The organism is Myxococcus sp. AM011, from assembly GCF_013372595.1.
GTDB classification, from domain to species: domain Bacteria; phylum Myxococcota; class Myxococcia; order Myxococcales; family Myxococcaceae; genus Myxococcus; species Myxococcus eversor.
In genome coordinates, this window is the sequence record NZ_JABXEM010000244.1 from 1 (window position 1) to 17,556 (window position 17,556).

Below are 17,556 nucleotides of genomic sequence, written 5' to 3' on the forward strand. Positions count from 1 at the left end.
GGGGATGGGGTTGGGGGAGCGGACGTTGAGCTTCTTGTGCACCGCGAGCTGGCGACCGTTGCGCGAGACGCTCCAGATGAGGACGAAGCCGTTCTCATGGCCCGTCACCAGATACTCGCGGTTCGCGTGGACGACGAAGACGCCGCTGTTCGCGGTTCCCACGTCCGCGTCATAGGCGAAGTTCTCGAAGCGGAACGCGCGAGGGAGCCTGTCCGGGTGCAGTGGCTCCGCGTCCTCTTGCAGCCCGGCATCCCGCTCTCGCCAGAGGGTGATGGTGGTGCTGTCGTTGGAGGTGACGAAGGTCCGCTCGTCGCGGACGGCCATCATCTCCACGCCCCGGTTGGCGGGGGTGCGCAGGACATCGGTGAGCATGGGCCCCCACTCGGTGGGGCCCGGAGGGCGGAAGAACGTCATGGAGCCATCCAGGCGCCCGACGATGAAGCGGGTGGAGTCCAACCACTGCAACTGTTGGGTATAGGGATACGTGGTGCCCACGGGTGTGAGCACTTGCGCGGCGAGGTTGCTGTCGGTGGTGCTGACAAAGGCCTGTTCCTGCGCGTGGGCGTCGTGCTGACAGGCCATGGCAAGCAGCAGCACCACGCGTGGCAGCACACGGACGAATCCATCGAGCTTCATGTCGAGCCTCCTCCTACATGCGCTTCAGTCGCAAGTCCTCAAGCGCCCCCCTCGGCAGGATGGAGTCAGGCAAACGTTGTCATGTGCTCAGCCAGGGCGGATGCCAGGCGATTATAACATTCCTCGTGACGGGCGTCATGGTTGCACAGGGGCGCTGTTAGGATTGGCAATCCCTTGTGTTGGCGCGATGAGCCGCCAATAGACGACATTTGCTGGGGAGCTGGTTGGAATTCTTCGCGACGAGGTGACACATTGGGCGGGTGGTCACCTCTGCGATAAGGCGGAATGCTCACAAAGCTCGCATGTCAGGACGGCGCGGCATAGCTCGTTGTGGGTGATTCTACACTAGTAAATCCTTCCTGTCCGCGCTGCTGGACGTAAGGACGGGGACTGTAGCGTACACAACCGCATGCTCGCCCACGAACAACTGGGGGCTTGGAGAATCGGATGTGTCAGTGTTCGGGATGTTTAGAACAGGACGGTGGTGGGGTACCAATCTCTCCGAAATGAGGCAATTTCAGACACCGGAAGGGCGTATGAGGGCCTTTGCGATGAAGGTAGGTCACATGAATGGCGAGTGTGCTTGCGGAGTGATGCGAATGGGAACTGCTACCGCATGACTCGGTTGCGTTTGTTTTGGCGGGTCAGAGTCAGCACGGCTCCATCGGTCCTGGCTGGCTGTGTCTTTAAAGCCAGTCATCAAGCTGCATCTGTCTTTGCGGTAGTTTGTAGGGGTGTTGCCAGTTCGGCCCACGGCTCGAAAGGACACGCATGATTTATGCTGCCGTTGCTTTGTTGTGAATGGCTGCGTAGACGGCAGCATGCGTAGTCGCACTTGCAAGTGGGCCAGCTAGAGTTATGAGCTCGCCGGCCACATCCAGCATCCAAGGGGAAAGCTGTCGAGATATTTGTACAAGCTCTGCTTCGAGAAGCTCTAGTCCTCTGACTGCGGACTCGCGAGAACTCGTGAGAAAGCCAAGGACTGCCTCACACGCAGCCCGTATGCACCAAGCTTCGCTGCCCGCTTCTCGGTGGACCATGGGTTGTTCGCGAATGAGTTCATCAGATAGCGAAGTGGCTGAGCGGGCGAAATTGAAGGCACTTTCATACGCGCAAAGGCGAAATTGAATCTGGGAGAGCGTTATGAGGAAGGTTGCTCGAGTTGGGAGTGAAGCTCGAGCGCCTTCGCCTTTGCTCAATTCTTCGACTAGAGGCTCGATTGCCAACATGTGGTCTCGAGCGGAAACCAACTGCCCAGTTGCCATCAGCAGATGACTCTTGAGGCAGTGTGCATCAGCGAAGCGCCGACGCAATGCAACAGGTTGTTCGGTGTGAAGCCGCCCGATGATCTCTAGACATTCCTCCACGCATCTCAACGCTTCACTATTATGACCAAGTTCGGTTTTCACATGAGCGACCCGTAGATGATGAATCCCTACATCTCTTTGAGCCACATCGGAGGTCGTGCTTACGCGTACTTTCGCAAGTTCTAGGCCTTCGATCGCGAATTTTAGGGCATTCTCAGGCTCTCCGAATCGAATGAGAGTGCTAGATAGAACGCCCAATGCGTCGCTTAGCTCTTCTCGAAATGCCTCGGGTCTGGCATTTGCAAGGTCTCGAAGAATGTAGACTGCTTGTTCACTTGCAGTTCTTGACTGTCTGAATTGTCCGGCGCCAAGCCAGATGGTAGCCAAAGATAGCTGCGCGTCTACTAAGCGAGAACGAAAGGCGTCGGGATTCTTCTCGGTCAGTTCAGTCAAAATCGTAAATGATTCTTGGGCATAAATGAGGGCCTCATCGTGTCGCCTCAGTTCTCCGAGAGAGAGGGCTAGCACGTTGCATGAACGAGCCAAGTCGTCCTTGGACTCGCTGGGGTCCAAATTCAAGCAAATCCCCCAGGCTTCTTTGGCGCTTTGGTACATCCCTTCAAAATCCCCAAGCTGTTGCTGTATTCCAGCTCGATTGCGTAGGCCCATGGCGAGCTGTGCTTGCGATGTGTCTGTTTTTGTTTTGGCGAGTGTGCGAAAGAGTTCGACGGCTTCTTGGATTTGTTTTAGTGCATCATCGTGTTTCCCAAGAGTCTTCAGCATGCTTGAGTTGTGCATTAGGCATGTTGCGTAGTCTGCAATGTATGGCGGGTCTAATCTGGCGACTTCCTTCGAGAGAGGCAGCGCCTTTGTATTCATCGCGAGTGCCTCTTGTTGTTTATCCAAAACGAAGAGTCGGACAGCAATGTCGCGGTAAGCAGTGGATAGCTTTAGTTTCTGCTCGAACCCAACTGGTTTGCCTTTTGTCTTTTTTTCAATGCGTTTGAGCCGAAGCCGCGCGAGAACGAGCGCGCACTCACGGAGCGCAATCGTTTCATTTGGCATCTTCTTCCAGAGGGGTTCGACTAAATCGTAGGTCTCTGTGTCCGAGGCATTCGCGAGCACCTCTGCGAGAACCTTTCCAATGGGGTCTCCGGACTCGATGGCGACCGCGACTGCAGCAATGCCTGTTCTGAGTGATAGGTGCTGTCGCAAGCCGCGCTGTAGCCAGATCACGTCTGAAGGACTCTGTCGCGCGAGTCGGTTCAGAACGACAAGTGCGCTTCGGTGTGTGGCCTCGGCTGCCTCTTCACCGAGCACAGCATCCAATATGGCAGGATCCTTGGCCAGTTCTTGAGAGATCAATCGTTCACCCAGGATGTCAGGGCGAAGCGCATCGACACGACCAGACAAGGCGTAGAAAATCCGAAGAACTGTTAATACTTTATTGACTGCATCTGGGCCTGCTTCGCGAAACCCAGAAACAGACTCTATTGCTCTCCTTGCATCAGTTCCATCTTTTGCGCCGCCTCTGAGCGTGAGAATTGCGACTGCTTGATCCAGTCCAGAATGGAACGATGCCGGGATTCCGTGGTCTTTGGCCGCTTCATGCCAGTATCGGCGCTCCCGCCGAAGGGCGGCTTCAAGCAGGCTGGTAGCCGTTTCTGGACGTTCCCCGAAGAGAGATGCCATCGCGGAGAGATGTATGTAGAGCACATTGGCGAAATGAGGTGCAGACAGGTCTGGCGGAAGAATGCCTTTGTACTCCTTGTTAATTCGTTTGGCGAAAGCTACCAGTGCCTCGCTAAAGATAATCTCTCTGCTCTGCTCTCCAGGAGGAACCTCTGGGAGCCGATAAGGGCCGCTTACTGCCCGACCAGTGAGGAACGATTCGATTGTGGGGTAGTCCGTTGCGAGTTGATCCCACCATTCGCCTGCATCTCGTGCAAGCAGCATGATTCTGATTCGGCCTGTGCTTTCTTTGTTTCTTGAGAAAGACGCCCGTATCAGTTCGACGACCTCCCGCTGGCGAGTCTCGGCGTAGTCCACCACGACGAAGATTTGTGAGTGGCGAGCCAGGAACTGTTTGAGGGCGTGCTCCGAGATTTGCCCGAGGTTGTTTGTAAGGAACCCTGCGGTCCATCCTTGATTACGCAGTTCCTTGCACGTCTCAAGCATTAGGCGGGTTTTGCCTGCTCCAGCTGAACCAATGCGAAACTGAATCGCTGTGGGCATGCCGGCGGGATCCTTTGCCCAAGTCAATACTTCGTCCAAGAGTCTTCGTCGCGACTCGTGAAAAGGTACGCAAGCTTCTTCCGCCCGTAGGAGTTGGCTCTCTGCCTGCCCCCACGCGGGGTCCCAGCTTGGCTCTTTGATTTCTAGGAGTGCTAGTTCAGCTTGGCTGGGACGGTTTGGCACCTCAATTGAGGGAGCAACAGCAGGAGAAAACGTAATTGGCACAGCGGTCGTCGGAGATGTAGGAACTTCTGGCTGCTTGGGTAGTCCAAGCGCATCGGCGAAACTTCTTGCGCAGTTTGCCCACGTGTAGCCATCACTCCGTTCGGAGAGTAAGGTTCGGAGGGTCTTGGCGTATTCCTTTCGACGAGGAAGTTCATGCGCCAAGTCGAGAATGGCTTGGCTGACTTCCTGCGCATCCGCAGAATCGAAATTCTCCCCGTCGTCGTCCGCGAAGGCTCCAAGGCCGCCCCGAATATTGACGACTTTGAGGCACGCTAGGCCCGGTGCCCCAAGTCTCTCGTTGATCAACCTGTAGAGACCCGAATTCTGGCTCACTATAAGTGGAACTTCAGCTGCGATGGCTTCCCACCCGGTAAGGCCAAATCCTTCATGCCAGGACAGCATCATTGCAAAGCTGGAGCGCTTTAGTGCGTCGAAGAGTTGGTTGCGATCTTCTTCATATGGGAGCGAGAGTAGGTTGATGACGCGTCCTGCTCTTTCTCGTGCGAACAAATGAAGTGCCTTCTCTTCCTCGCTCGAGGGAGAAACGCCTATGACACGTAGTAGTGGACCATCGCGTAGGGCTTGGGGTTCACGAGGTTTTTCGTTTGCCTCGCGACAGGCGATGGCAAAGCCAGCGATGGCCAAGCGGCCCTGCTTAATGCGGTCATTGGCTGGGTCGAGACGGCCAAAAGTGATGCCGCTGAAGGTTTTCCCGAGAGGGGCAGGCACGATTTCGGCGAGCCCTGGGACGACCATGTGCGGTGGCCTCATTCCCTCGTGGAGATCGCTAAGGCTGTCTCGCAAGAGTGGACCGACTGCGAACACCTTGTCGGCCTGTCGAAAGAGTGCTCGCTGTGCGTCCTCCTTTGCTTTGGCGGCGATCGCCTCACCTTGTTTGTAGGCGGTGTACGCGATGTAATTCATGTGATGGAACAGCGCGGCCTTACCCTTGCCTGTCTTCTTCGAAAGCGCGATGGCTGCAGGCCCGCTGTGAACGTCATGCCCCACCCACCATAGGACTTGCTCATCCCCGTCGCGCTGAACCGCTTCAAGCACGTTGGCTACTCGGCTTTCGTCGATTCGTTCTGAGATATTTTTGATTCCGATTGAGAGGAGCCTTACACCGTGCCTTGCCGCGTCCTCCACTTCTTCCGGAAGTGCGTCCATTACCACGCAGGTGACACAGGTCTGTGGTGCAAGAACGGGGCTAAGGGCTTTAGAAAAGTCTGCATTGAACGAGTTGATACCGCCGTGCTTCGGCCCCCATGCATTCGTGAGGAGAACGATCTGTGCCATATGCCTCGGTACCAAGGTTCTACTCTGTAATTAAATTGCTACGGACACAATGACACAGGATGCCTTGCACTACGTCCCGTTCATGTTGGTGCTCGCCGAACGTGCATTACCTGCAATGAATCCCTGCGTGTGGTACTTGCACGGCACGTATGGACGGTGGGATACTAGTACAATATGCTTCTGTGCAGATAGAACGCCGCAGTCTCGGGCCCTCCTTCTGTCATTTGAACGGTGGGCTACGCTCAAACTTCGACTGAGAGCTAGGACGTCGATTTTCAACCCTCCTTTATATGAACTTCGCCAGTCCTCCCGCTGAGCGTCAAGGTGGTTATCGTGTGAGAGGGCTCATTCCGATGGGCTTCATCTTCGGCACTGCCCGTGCGAAAATCGGAGGGAGGACAAGTTGTACGAAGTCAGCCGACGCTGCTTCTTTCGGTCCGCGATCGAACGCCCTTCCCTCGAGCCAGAGGAGGAATGGGCTCTCAGATAGGGCCTGTTTTGCCGAATGTTGGTAAGCGACCGACGGCCGGCGTCCTGAACTGGGGTGGATTCGCCGGTTCACTCCGGCATGCGACGACCCAATCCGGATGAATGGAAGCAGTTGGTAGAGGAGTGCGCGGTGAGCGAGCTGACGCAGAAGGAGTTCGCGGTCAGGCATGACGTCCCGCTCGGCACCCTCCAATACTGGCTGTACAAGAAGTCCAGGGTCACTCCGGTTCGGCGGTCCGAGGCGGCGGGCAGGCCGCGAGCCGCGTTTCTTCCCGTGGAGGTGGTCGCGTCCCCCGCGCCGCGGGCACGAGAAGGCCTCATGCTTGAGGTGGCGCTACCGCGGGGGATGCTGCTGCGCTTCCCGGAGGGCACGCAGGCCGAGTACCTCGCGCACCTGGTGGCGGTGCTCGGCTGATGCTGCTGTTGCCCCGGGCGGTGCGAATCCTGCTGGCGCGTGAGCCCGTCGACATGCGCAACAGCATTGATGGGCTGGCGGCGATTGTGCGCGCGGAGTGGAAGGAGAGTCTCTACGCTGGCCACCTCTTCGTCTTCGTCTCGCGGCGTGGGGACAAGGTGAAGATTCTCTCCTGGGACGCGGGCGGTTTCATCCTCACCTACAAGCGCTTGGAGCAGGGCCGCTTCCGCCTGCCTGCCTTCGGCGAGGACGCCCTGGGAGCTCAATTGGATGCCGCCCAACTCTCCATGCTGCTCGACGGAATCGACGTCACGCACGTCCGCAGGCCAGGCAAGTGGGCACCGCCCTGCGGCACCGAGGCAATGCCCGTCACGGGTGGGCTGGCTTTCCCAGAGAGATGGCAGCGCTCGATGCGACGCACCAGTGCGAGTGGCGTGAGCGAGCCGAAGGGCTCGAGCGGGAGAACCTCACCCTCAAAGAGCGCGTGGGCAGCATCGAATCCCAGCTCGCGCTCCTCCAGCGCACCGTCTTCGGAAAGAAGAGCGAGAAGCTCCCCCGCATCGAGGACGAGCTGCGCAAAGCCTCCGGTGACGCGCCCAGGCCGCGTGAAGCGACGCTGAATGAGCGGAGGCTGAAGCGCGAGGCGCGCGCGACGTTGCCCGAGCGGCTGATTCATCACCGCGTGCCCGACGAAGCGCGGCGGTGTCCGTCCTGCGGCGGCACGGCGTTGAAGCCGCTGGGCCCTGGCAAACGTACAGACCTCATCGAGTATGTGCCCGCGCACGTGGAGCGGCAGGTCCACCTGCAGGAAACGCTCGTCTGCGTCTGCGGCGCGGGCATCGTCACCGCGCCCGCGCCGAAGGCCATTGAGCAAGGTCAGTATGGCCCGGGCTTTCTGGCGCACGTAGTGACGGCGAAGTGCTGCGACTCGATTCCGCTGTATCGCCAAGCCAAGGCCCTTGCCCGCGCAGGAATGCCCGTCGCGCGCACCACGCTCTGTGACGTTTTCCACGAGGTGGGCCGGGCCACGGCGCCGCTCTCCGCGCGCCTCTTGACCCTGGTGAGAGAGGCCAGCCGGGTGCACGCCGACGAGACACCCCAACGCGTGCTGGACGAAGGCAAGACACGCCGGGCCTACATCTGGACCTTCCGCACCGACGAACTCATCGCCTACGTCCACAGCGCCAGCCGCTCCGGCGTGACGCCTCTGGAAGTGATCGGAGGGACTCAGGGCTACCTGCTGGTGGATGGCTACACGGGCTACAACCGCGTGACCTTGCCAGAGGGGCGCGTGCGCGTAGGGTGCTGGGCCCACGTGCGCCGCAAATTCTTCGACGCGCCCTCCACCGCGCCCGAGTCCAAGACGGCGCTCGACTTCATCCTCGCGTTGTACAGCGTCGAGCATGCCGCCCAAGACTCTGGGGCGCTCGCTACTCCGGAACATCTCCACGCTCGCCGCACCACCAGTGCACGCGTCCTCCAGCAACTGGCTGCGTGGATGAATGAGCAACTTCCGCTCCATCCACCCAAGAGTCCCCTGGGCATGGCCCTCCGCTACACGAAGGGACAATGGAGTGCCCTGACTCGCTTCTTGGAGAACGCCTCGCTGCCCCTCGACAACAACTCCGCGGAGCGGGCGCTGCGCGCCATGGCCCTGGGCAGGAAGAACTATCTTTTCGTCGGCAACGACGAGGCAGGTCGGAATCTGGCGGGCCTGAGCTCCCTGGTCGCCACGTGCGAGGCGAACGGCGTCAATCCCGAGGCGTACCTCGCCGACGTGCTGATGCGCCTGGGAGCCACCCCGCGTCACGCCTGGACGAGTTGTTGCCTCACCGCTGGCAACCGTCCTCCGCCTCCGCGCCTGACTCCTCCTGAACCCACCCAGGCCTTGGTGACCAGGACCTCCGTGCGCGGCTACCCTGCGGCGCGAGCGGAAGGGTGCATCCGGCGGACGCCACCCGTTGGTCGGTTACGAATGTTGGAGTGCGGCCAGTTCAGGTACTGAGGGACGTGGCACTGATCTACTCGAGTGTGCGCCTCTCGGAACTCCAGAACGAGCGGGAGTATCGCGAGGCAAGGCCCGAGCCGTGGGAGGAACATCTCCGGCTCCGTGAAGGTGTCCTGCCGCTTCTTCCAGCGGGTGCTGTATTGGGGCCGGGCTCCTGTTTCGGACCGCTCCGGGGGCGTGCGCGAGGAGTGTTCCCTCCTGTGGTGATGCAAGACCCCTGGACGCTCCTCGTGGCCCGTCCCGTGCTCCAGGCGATGGAGGAAGCGAGGCTCAGCGGGGCCGTTCCCGTTCGAGTCGACTTCAAGGGACTCAAGGACCCTGAAGGACTCTACGAACTCCAGTTGCTGCCGCAGGAGAAGCTCGCGGCGGACTGCGCGTCGCGGCGGGGGCCGAGCTGCGCCATCTGCGGGAGCGTGGAGGACCTGTGGCCCGATGCGTGGTGGTTGGACACGAATGCGTTGTCGGCCGTCGACGTGTGCAGACTCTCCTCGAATCCCGCCATCATCCTGGCCAGCGAGCGGGCCGTCGACGTCTTGGCCATGGGGGAGGACACGGGAGTACGAGCGGTGGATGTGACGGAGCCACGGGCCGTGGCCTGAAGGTGCTGGAGTCAGGCAAACGTTGTCATGTGCTCGGCCAGGGCGGATGCCAGGCGATTGTAACTCTCCTCACGACGGGTGTCATGGTTGCACAGGGGCGCTGTCAGGACTGGCAATCCCTTGCGCTGGCGCAATGAGTCGATGAACGACCTGCTGAGTCGGGGATTCTTGAACAGGTCATGGATGAACGTGCCGAAGATGGGCAGTCGCTCATGCACGGCGCCGTCGACTCCGCCCGCATGGGCGTAGAGCGGCCTCGCACTCGCATACCTGACGAGTCCGGAGTGGATTTCATACCCTGACACCGCGCCCGCACTCGCGAAGGGATTGTCAGACGTGGGCGTGTAGTGACGATTGAAGACCGTCTTCCCGGGTAGGAATTCCACGTCGATATCCAACAACCCCAGGCCCGTGGTGCTCCCGTGCTCGGACTCGCGGCGCCCCTCGTCCAGCAACGCCCGCCCCAGCATCTGGAAGCCCCCGCAGATGCCGACGATGGGCGTGGTGGCGCTCAATTCCTGGAGCGCCCGCTCGAAGCCGATGCGCCGCAGGTGATGCAAATCCCCCACGGTGTTCTTGGTGCCGGGAAGGATGATGGCGTCCGGCGCGCCGAGCTGGTCCACCGAGCGCACGAACCGGACGCGCACATGGGGCTCCTCCTGGAGGTAGTCGAAGTCCGTGCTGTTGGAGATGTGCGGCAGGTACACCACCGCCACGTCGATTTCCGGCGCGCCCTGCATCCGAGGCTGGACGCGGTCCTCCTCCTCCAGCGCCAGCGACAGATAGGGAATCACTCCGACGACAGGCCGCTTCGCGTGGTGCTCGATGAAGTCCACCGCGGGCTGGAGCACCTGCCGGTCTCCTCGGAACTTGTTGATGATGAAGCCGGCGATTCGCTCGCAGTCCTCCGGCGCCACCAGCTCCAGCACCCGCAGCGTGCCGAGCAGCTCCGCCGCGATGCCGCCCTTGTCGATGTCCACCGCCAGGTACACCCGCGCATCCAACCGGTGCGCCACCTCCATGTTCACCACGTCGAACGGGCGCAGGTTGGGCTCCGCGCAGCTCCCCGCGCCCTCCGCGATGACCAGGTCGTAGTGGCGCGTCAGGTGGTCGATGGACTCCTGGATGGCGGACAGCTTGAGCGCGCGGTGCGTGTCCGAGAGGAAGTACTCGCGCGCGTCGACGTCCTGGTGCGGTCGGCCGTGGATGATGAGCTGGCTGACGCTGTCCGACTTGGGCTTGAGCAGCAGCGGGTTCATGTGGACGATGGGCCGCTGCCTCGCCGCGAAGGACTGCACCGCCGTGGCTCGGGCGATTTCCTCGTTCTCCTCCGTGACGAAGGAGTTGAGGGACATGTTCTGCGACTTGAAGGGGGCTACGCGGAGTCCCTTGTTCGCGTACAGGCGGCACAGGCCGGCGACGAGCGTGGTCTTCCCCACGTGAGAACCCGTGCCTTGAATCATGAGGTGGGGTTGCTTCGGCATGGTGGGCCTCCTGGCGCGCGTGCACTATATGGTGCAAAACGTTGCCAACCTTTCACGGGCTCCTCGCCGCTCATGTCCGTCGCGCGCTCCTTCTCCCTGCTTGTCCTCGCCTTCACGCTCCTCGCGGGCTGTCAGCGCTCGGCGCCGGCCCCGGAGGCGGGCACGCGGCGAATCGTCTCGCTGTCGCCCGGCATCACGGAGACGCTCTTCGCGCTGGGTGCGGGAGAGCAGGTGGTCGGCCTCTCTGACTGGGCCTCCTGGCCCCCCGAGGCGGCATCCGTGCCCAAGGTGGGCTCCACGCTGTCGCCCAACTACGAGGCCATCGCCCGCCTCAAGCCCACGCTCATCATCGATGAACAGGTGAAGCAGGCCCCCGCGGGCTCGCTGTCCGCGCTCGCCCCCGTGAAGGTGCTGCCCTGGCTCTCCGTCGACGACGTGGCGAACGGGATTCGCGAGCTGGGCCGCCAGACGGGGCGTGAGGACGCCGCCACGAAGCTGGCCCAGAAGGTGGCGACGACGCTGAAGCGGAAGCCTCCGCCAGATGCGCCCCGCGTGCTGTTGGTGATTGGAGACCCGGAGGCCGCGCTCACCAGCATCTGGTACATCCGCAAGGGCTCGCTCCATGGCGCGGCCCTGGAGGCCGCCGGAGCGCGCAACGCCGTCGCCGAAGACCCCGCGGGCCCGCCCAACGTCTCCGTCGAGCAGCTCATGACGTTGGACCCGGACATCGTCCTGGTGCTGGTGGAGGGCCCGCGCCTGACACCGGAAGAGGAGGCGCGGCAGCTCGCCCCGTGGAAGCAACTGACGGTGCTGCGCGCGGTGAAGCAGGGACGCGTGAAGCTGGTCGCGGGCCCGGGCGTGCAGTCCACCGGCCCTCGCATCCTGGACGTGGTGGAGCAGCTCCAGGCCGCGTTGCGCTTCGACGCGAAGACCCCATGACGTCTCTTCTGGAGGTCTCTGGGGCGACGGTGCGCAAGGGCGAGCGGGCGTTGCTGGAGGACGTGTCCCTCCGCGTGGCCCCGGGAGACTTCGTCGCCGTGGTGGGGCCCAATGGCGCGGGCAAGACGACGCTGATGCGCGTGGCGCTCGGCCTTCAGCGCCCCGACGCGGGCCGCGTCACCTTGAATGGACGCGACGTGGGAGCCCTCTCGCCCCGGGAGCGCGCCGCGTTCCTCGCGTGGCTGCCCCAGCGCGTCCAGGTGTCCGAGCCCATCACCGCGCTGGAGCACGTGGCCGCCGCGCGCTACCGCTTCACGGAGTCCCACCGTCGCTCGGAGGAAGCCGCGCTCGTGGCGCTCGCCCGCGTGCAGGCGGAGGCGCTCGCCTCACGGCCCATCACCGAGCTGTCCGGTGGAGAGCAGCAGCGCGTCGCGGTGGCGGCGCTGCTCGCACAGGAAGCGCCCCTGGTGTTGCTGGACGAGCCCGCCAACTTCCTGGACCCGGCCCAGCAGTTGGAGCTGTACGCGCTCGTGGGGCAGATGTGGCGCTCGGGGCTGGGTGTGCTGTGCATCACCCACGATATCAACGTGCTCGCCCATGCGATGCACGCTGGCACCGAGGGACGGATTCGGGTGCTGGGCTTGTCGAAGGGCCGCGTCGCCTTTGAGTCGCACTACGACGCCCCGGACCTGGGTGAGCACCTGGGCCGGGTGTTCTCCGTGCGGATGCGGGGCGTCGAGGTCGAGAACCGCCGGGTCTTCGTGGGCATGTCCCTGGAGCGTGGGGAATGAGGACGCGACTGGTGGTGATGCTGGCGGTGTGCGCGCTCGTGATCGCCGTGGCGCCCTTCATCGGGCCGCCGATGCCGCCGGACGCGCGCGACTTCATCCTCTGGCAGTTGCGCATCCCCCGGACGTTGATGGCGCTGGTGGTGGGGGGCACGCTGTCGCTGGTGGGCGCGGTGTACCAGTCCCTCTTCTCCAACCCGCTCGCCGCGCCGAGCACCATTGGCACCACGGCCGGCGCCACGCTGGGCGCGTTGGTGGCCATCGTCCTGGGCGCGCGCACCGCGCTGTGGGGCCTGCCGCTCATCACCGGCGCCGCCTTCGCGGGCGCGCTGGGGGTCAGCCTGCTGGTGGCCGCCATCGCGGCGGGGCGCAACGTGCGGATGAATGACCTGGTCCTCGCGGGCATCGCCTTCTCGATGGCGGCGGGCGCCATCTCCACCGGCGTGCAGTTCTCCGCGGACTCCGCCGAGCTGCTCACGGCCATGCGGTGGACCATGGGCCACCTTCCGCAGGTGGGCTATCAGAACATCGTGATGTTGCTGCCCATCGCCGCCGTGTCGGTGGTGGGCCTGCTGACACTCACGCGCGCACTGGAGGTGTTCATCTCCGGCGAGGAGCACGCCGAATCGCAGGGCGTCAACGTGCGCGCGGTCCGCATGGCCTCCATCGGCCTGGGCGCGCTGGGCGTGGCGGGCTGTGTCGCGTGGTGCGGTCCCATCGCCTTCGTGGAGCTCATCGTCCCCCACATCGTCCGCCGGGTGCTGGGCGTGAGTCGACGCGTGCTGCTGCCGTGTTCGGTGGTGGTGGGCGCCAGCTTCCTCGTGCTCTGCGACGCGGTGGCCCGCATCATCTTTCCGGGCAAGGAGACTCCCGTGGGCCTGGTGACGGCGGCCCTGGGCACGCCGCTCCTCATCTATCTGGTGGCGCGCAAGTCGTCCTGAGCCGCTCAGCCCTGGCAGGGCAGGGCGGTGAGACCCCGGAACACGGCGGTGTCGCGCCGCTTCCACGCGCCGGGCACCAGTCGCAGTCCAGGCAGGTCTCTCGCCAGCATGCCCAGCGCGCCCTGGGCCTCCATGCGCGCGAGCGCCGCCCCGACGCACTGGTGGATGCCGTGGCCGAAGGCGAGGTGCTGGAGGTCCGTGCGTTGGATGTCGAGCGTGTCGGGATGCTCGAAGCGCCTCGAGTCGCGATTGGCCGCGCCCAAGAGCACCCAGGCCCACTCGCCCGCGCGCACGGTGGTGCCGCCCACCTCCACGTCCTCCTGGGCCATGCGCGAGCAGAGCTGCAACGGCGTGTCGAAGCGCAGCACCTCCTCCACCGTTCCCTTGATGCGCGAGGGTTGAGCGCACAGCGCCTCCCACTGCGCGCGGTGCTCCATCAGCGCCAGCACCCCATTGCCGATGAGGTTGACGGAGGTGTCATAGCCACCGAAGAGCAGGAGCATGCAGGTAGGCAGCAGCTCCTCCTCGCTCAGCGCCTGCTCATCCTCTTGCGCGGCCACCAGCAGGCCCAGGACATCGCCGCGCCGCGACTGCCTGCGCCGGGTGACGGAGGCCTGGAGGCACTGACTCACCTCGCGCGTGGCGGCGCTGGCGGCCTCTCGCACGGCCAGCGGAGTGGAGGCATCTCCACAGCGGGCGAGCGCGAGCGCCCACCGTTGGTACAGGTCCGAGTCCAGGTCGTCGGCGCCCACGAGCCAGCGCAGCGTCGTCCGGGCCAGCGGCGCGGCCAGGTCCGCGATGATATCCAACTCGCCCCGCTGACGCGCCTGGAAGAGGAGGGCCTCCACCGTGGCGTGGATGTTCAGGGACAGCTCCTTCATGCGCGTGCCCAGCGCGCGCTTCGTCACGGCGCGCAGGCGCGTGTGGTCCGGCGGGTCCATCAGCAGGAACCACTGACTGTGCATGGCGGACAGCGCCGCGAGCGCCTCCGGAGGCGCGGGGAACTCCTCGGGACGACTCTTCCGAGCGTTCGCGATGTTCCGGCTGAAGCGCGGATGGGAGAGCACCTCCACGCAGTCCGCGTGGCGCGAGAACAGCCACAGCCGCAGCTCCGGATTCCAGCACGCCGGACGCTGGAGGAGTTGCTCATAGATGGAGTAGGGATTGCTCAGTGACTCGGGTGAGAAGGGATTGAGGCGCTGCGTCTCACGGACTCCGGGGACGCCAGGCGGCGCGGGGGCTTCACCTCGCGAGTCGGTCTCCATGCGACAGGCCCCCCTGCGCGTCGGACGGTCAATCCCAGACAGAAACGAACCGAACCGTGAACGGTGAAGGGTACGCCTCGCGCCCGAAACCAGTCAAACCGAGGGCCCGGGTGAGTGTCTGGCCCGCCGTGTCAGGGCTCCGCGTTCATCAGCTTCACCACCGGCTCGTCGCCGTAGAAGTCGATGACATTCACGGAGGCGTGGACCTGGTCCAGTCGGAACAGGTGCTGGTCCGCCATGCCCAGTGACTCGGCGAGGAGGGTGCGGTTGACGCCGCCATGCGACACCAGGGCGAAGCACTGTCCGGTATGTCGAGCCCGCAGCATGCGCCCACCGACACGCACGCGCTCGCGCATCTCGGAGAACGTCTCTCCCTCCGGAAACCGCACCCGGGCCGGATGCTCCATCCACTCCGCGTACACGTCCGGAAAGCGGCGCTCCGCCTCCTCGTAGGTGAGGCCCTCGAAGAGGCCGAAGTCGATTTCGCGGAAGGCCTCCTCCACGCGGATGTCCAGGCCCCGGTCCGCCGCCAGCCGTCTCGCCGTGTCGAGCGCCCTGAGCCGGGGGCTCGAATAGAGGGCCTGGAGCTCCACCTGGGCCAGCAGGCGCGCGGCCCGCTCCGCCTGGACGTGGCCCTCCGGCGCGAGGCCCACGTCGAGCCGTCCATAACACCGGCCCTTCATCTCCTCGGAGGGCCTGCCGTGCCGCACCAGAATCATGCGCGTCACGCCGCTCGGCATTCGCCAGTCCATGCCGCGTTTCCGTCCCTTCCCGGGTGACTCAGCCGAGCGCCAGCGCCAGCACGAGCACCAGCGCCTCGCACACCTCGGTGTTGGCGCCCATGGTATCGCCGGTGATGCCGTCAATCTTCTTCCGGCACCAGAGACCCTGGAGCGCTGACACGCACGCCACCATCACCAGGGCCACGCCGCCCTTCCAGCCCATCAGCCCCAGGGCGAAGCCGAGCGCCAGCACCGTGGCCCCAAGCACTTCGACGCGGCCGACATAATCGGTGATGGCCATGCCGATGCCACCGCTCCGCCGCGCATACGGCAAGAGCCACCCCTGCGGAACCGAGCCCCAGCGCCCCAGCGCCAGTGCCACCACCAGCGCCGCGTCCGCCTGTCCGCGCTCCAGCAGCGCCGCGAGCGCGCTCGCCTTGAGGCCCACGGTCAGCAGCAGGGCGACCCCGCCATACGCGCCGATGACGTGGTCCCTCATGATGCGCAGCACGTCCTCCTTGGTGCGCCCGCCGCCGAAGCCGTCCGCCATGTCCGCCAGCCCGTCCAGGTGCAGCGCGCCGGTGAGCAGCGCGTAGATGGCGAGCAGCAGGTACGCCGTCACCATCGACGGCAAGAGCGGGTAGAGCGCCAGGCGCACGCCGACGAGCAGCGCGGCGAGCAGCGCGCCCACCAGCGGAAAGCACAGCGTCGCGCGGCCCACGTCGCCAGCGTCGAACGTGGCGGCCCCGGGGACGGGGATGCGGGTGAGGAAGGCGATGCCGGCGAGGAGTCGCTTCATGAGGGGCTCGGCGCGACTCCTGCCACGTTTCGACCGTGGGAGCGAGCCTCAGCGCCGGGTCTTCTCCGCCACGCCCGCGGAGGCGAACGTCGCCATCTCGTGCAGCACATGCATGCTGCTGTCCATCAGCCCCATCGCCAGCACGGCGCCCGTGCCCTCGCCCAGTCGCAGGCCCAGGTCGAGCAGGGGCCGCAGCCGCAGCGCCTCCAGCACCCGGCGGTGGCCCGCCTCGCGCGACATGTGACTGGCGAGCAGGAAGGGCATGACTTTGGGACACAGCCTGGCCGCCACCAGTCCGGCGACGGAGGAGATGAAGCCATCCAGCATGACGGGGACCCGCCGGGAGGCCGCGCCCAGCGCCGCGCCAGCGAGGCCCGCGATTTCGAAGCCGCCCACCTTGGCGAGCACGTCCAGCGGATCCGCCGCGTCCGGCTGATTCACCGCGAGCGCGCGCCGCACCACGTCCACCTTGCGCGACAGGCCCGCGTCGTCTACGCCCGTACCGCGCCCGGTGGCCATGTCCGGTGACACGCCCGCGAGCACGCACGTGAGCGCCGCCGACGCGGTGGTGTTGCCGATGCCCATGTCTCCCAGGCCCAGCAGCGTCACGCCCGAGTCCGCCAGCTCCAGCGCGAGCAGCGCGCCCACGCTCAGGGCCTCCTCGGCCGTCTTGCGTGACATGGCCGGCCCTCGGGCCAGGTTCGCCGTGCCCGGGCCCTGGCGGTGCACGCGCACACCCTCCAGTCCTTCCACCGGCACGCGCACGCCCATGTCGACGACCTCCACGCGCACGCCGTGCTGCCTGGCGAGCACGTTGATGGCCGCGCCGCCCCGGGCGAAGTTGGCCACCATCTGCGCCGTGACTTCGGCGGGGTAGGCGCTCACGCCTTCCTCCGTCACGCCGTGGTCCGCCGCCATCACCACCAGCCCCTTGCGAGGCATCGCGGGCGCGGGCTCACCCCGCAGCGTGGCCCACTGACACGCCAGCTCCTCCAGGCGGCCCAGGCTGCCCTGCGGCTTCGTCTTCATGTCCAGCAGGCCCTGACACTGCCTCCCGGCCTCGGCGTCAGGTTCGGGAATCCTGGCGAGCACGTCACGGTACGCAGGCATGGGGCCCCCTTTGGAGGAAACCCCTTCAAGCTAGGCGCGCGCGGTGCCGTGAAGCAATGACCGTGGATGGGCCCGAGTGCAACGTGCTGCACGGTGGTGGACACAAGCCCGCACGCAAGTGCCTGCCCCGCGAGACGGGCGCACCGTCGCGCAGTGAGGGATTGGGCGCCAGCGCGTCGAGTCACCGACAGCCCGGGGGCAAGCGCTCCTGGCGCGCGGCGCGACGCGGGTGAAAGTGCGCGGGCCGCTACACGGCTGTCCCGGGTCCTGGGGTGGCGGGGGGGAGGCGCTCGTGAAG

General features: G+C 64.5%; 12 protein-coding genes and 2 pseudogenes. 7 read left to right on the forward strand and 7 right to left on the reverse strand.

The window, feature by feature from the left end; all coding sequences use genetic code 11:
- Together HUW62_RS36510 and HUW62_RS36515 are read right to left on the reverse strand one after the other, a co-directional pair.
- The coding region (locus tag HUW62_RS36510; protein WP_176437045.1) for a hypothetical protein at positions 1–636 on the reverse strand (636 nt) is incomplete at its 3' end.
- Positions 637–1,412: 776 nt separating this feature from the next.
- The gene (locus HUW62_RS36515; RefSeq protein ID WP_176437046.1) at positions 1,413–5,699 is read right to left on the reverse strand and encodes a tetratricopeptide repeat protein; all 4,287 of its coding nucleotides are present in this window, start codon (positions 5,697–5,699) and stop codon (positions 1,413–1,415) included.
- 568 nt (positions 5,700–6,267) lie between these two features.
- Here HUW62_RS36515 and HUW62_RS36520 point away from each other — a divergent pair.
- From HUW62_RS36520 to HUW62_RS36530, 4 genes and pseudogenes are all read left to right on the forward strand, one after another.
- Positions 6,268–6,603 (forward strand): IS66 family insertion sequence element accessory protein TnpB, encoded by a 336-nt coding sequence (locus HUW62_RS36520; protein ID WP_176437047.1) that lies wholly within the window; start codon positions 6,268–6,270, stop codon positions 6,601–6,603.
- A pseudogene (tnpB, locus tag HUW62_RS50170) lies at positions 6,603–6,914 on the forward strand (IS66 family insertion sequence element accessory protein TnpB); the annotation flags it as partial. The gene HUW62_RS36520 and the pseudogene tnpB, both read left to right, overlap by 1 nt.
- An 86-nt stretch (positions 6,915–7,000) precedes the next feature.
- Positions 7,001–8,478 (forward strand): annotated as a pseudogene (locus HUW62_RS36525) (IS66 family transposase).
- A gap of 108 nt (positions 8,479–8,586) precedes the next feature.
- On the forward strand, positions 8,587–9,210 hold the full coding sequence (locus tag HUW62_RS36530) for a double-CXXCG motif protein (protein ID WP_176437048.1): 624 nt from the start codon (positions 8,587–8,589) through the stop codon (positions 9,208–9,210).
- Between the two features lie 11 nt (positions 9,211–9,221).
- On the opposite strand, the gene HUW62_RS36535 is transcribed toward HUW62_RS36530, so the two are convergent.
- The gene (locus tag HUW62_RS36535) at positions 9,222–10,694 is read right to left on the reverse strand and encodes a cobyric acid synthase (RefSeq protein WP_176437049.1); all 1,473 of its coding nucleotides are present in this window, start codon (positions 10,692–10,694) and stop codon (positions 9,222–9,224) included.
- 72 nt (positions 10,695–10,766) lie between these two features.
- On the opposite strand from HUW62_RS36535, the gene HUW62_RS36540 reads away from it, so the two are divergent.
- Genes HUW62_RS36540 through HUW62_RS36550 form a run of 3 tightly spaced genes read left to right on the forward strand, consistent with a single transcriptional unit; the run spans position 10,767 to position 13,362 of the window.
- Positions 10,767–11,633 (forward strand): ABC transporter substrate-binding protein, encoded by an 867-nt coding sequence (locus HUW62_RS36540; protein WP_176437050.1) that lies wholly within the window; start codon positions 10,767–10,769, stop codon positions 11,631–11,633.
- On the forward strand, positions 11,630–12,424 hold the full coding sequence (locus tag HUW62_RS36545; RefSeq protein ID WP_176437051.1) for an ABC transporter ATP-binding protein: 795 nt from the start codon (positions 11,630–11,632) through the stop codon (positions 12,422–12,424). Before HUW62_RS36540 ends, HUW62_RS36545 begins: the two co-directional genes overlap by 4 nt.
- Positions 12,421–13,362: an iron ABC transporter permease gene (locus HUW62_RS36550; RefSeq protein ID WP_176437052.1), complete on the forward strand. Its 942-nt coding sequence runs from the start codon at positions 12,421–12,423 to the stop codon at positions 13,360–13,362. The genes HUW62_RS36545 and HUW62_RS36550 overlap by 4 nt, the downstream gene beginning before the upstream one ends.
- 5 nt (positions 13,363–13,367) lie before the next feature.
- On the opposite strand, the gene HUW62_RS36555 is transcribed toward HUW62_RS36550, so the two are convergent.
- The 4 genes from HUW62_RS36555 to cobT all read right to left on the reverse strand — a co-directional run bounded on the left by HUW62_RS36555 (position 13,368) and on the right by cobT (position 17,258).
- The gene (locus HUW62_RS36555) at positions 13,368–14,627 is read right to left on the reverse strand and encodes a cytochrome P450 (RefSeq protein ID WP_176437053.1); all 1,260 of its coding nucleotides are present in this window, start codon (positions 14,625–14,627) and stop codon (positions 13,368–13,370) included.
- A gap of 131 nt (positions 14,628–14,758) precedes the next feature.
- Positions 14,759–15,379, reverse strand: coding sequence for a histidine phosphatase family protein (locus HUW62_RS36560; RefSeq protein WP_163869493.1), 621 nt, complete (start codon positions 15,377–15,379; stop codon positions 14,759–14,761).
- Positions 15,380–15,407: 28 nt separating this feature from the next.
- Positions 15,408–16,148, reverse strand: a complete 741-nt coding sequence (gene cobS, locus HUW62_RS36565) for an adenosylcobinamide-GDP ribazoletransferase (protein ID WP_176437054.1) — start codon at positions 16,146–16,148, stop codon at positions 15,408–15,410.
- A 48-nt stretch (positions 16,149–16,196) separates the two neighbouring features.
- A complete protein-coding gene (gene cobT, locus HUW62_RS36570; RefSeq protein WP_163869491.1) occupies positions 16,197–17,258 on the reverse strand; it encodes a nicotinate-nucleotide--dimethylbenzimidazole phosphoribosyltransferase in 1,062 nt (353 codons plus the stop codon).
- Between the last annotated feature and the right edge of the window lie 298 nt (positions 17,259–17,556).

Bases quoted from the DNA above. Each gene is read 5' to 3' on its own strand.
- cobS (WP_176437054.1), bottom strand. From the start codon at position 16,148: ATGAAGCGACTCCTCGCCGGCATCGCCTTCCTCACCCGCATCCCCGTC.
- HUW62_RS36515 (WP_176437046.1), bottom strand. From the start codon at position 5,699: ATGGCACAGATCGTTCTCCTCACGAATGCATGGGGGCCGAAGCACGGC.
- HUW62_RS36555 (WP_176437053.1), bottom strand. From the start codon at position 14,627: ATGGAGACCGACTCGCGAGGTGAAGCCCCCGCGCCGCCTGGCGTCCCC.
- HUW62_RS36545 (WP_176437051.1), top strand. From the start codon at position 11,630: ATGACGTCTCTTCTGGAGGTCTCTGGGGCGACGGTGCGCAAGGGCGAG.
- HUW62_RS36540 (WP_176437050.1), top strand. From the start codon at position 10,767: ATGTCCGTCGCGCGCTCCTTCTCCCTGCTTGTCCTCGCCTTCACGCTC.
- HUW62_RS36560 (WP_163869493.1), bottom strand. From the start codon at position 15,379: ATGGACTGGCGAATGCCGAGCGGCGTGACGCGCATGATTCTGGTGCGG.
- cobT (WP_163869491.1), bottom strand. From the start codon at position 17,258: ATGCCTGCGTACCGTGACGTGCTCGCCAGGATTCCCGAACCTGACGCC.
- HUW62_RS36550 (WP_176437052.1), top strand. From the start codon at position 12,421: ATGAGGACGCGACTGGTGGTGATGCTGGCGGTGTGCGCGCTCGTGATC.
- HUW62_RS36520 (WP_176437047.1), top strand. From the start codon at position 6,268: ATGCGACGACCCAATCCGGATGAATGGAAGCAGTTGGTAGAGGAGTGC.
- HUW62_RS36535 (WP_176437049.1), bottom strand. From the start codon at position 10,694: ATGCCGAAGCAACCCCACCTCATGATTCAAGGCACGGGTTCTCACGTG.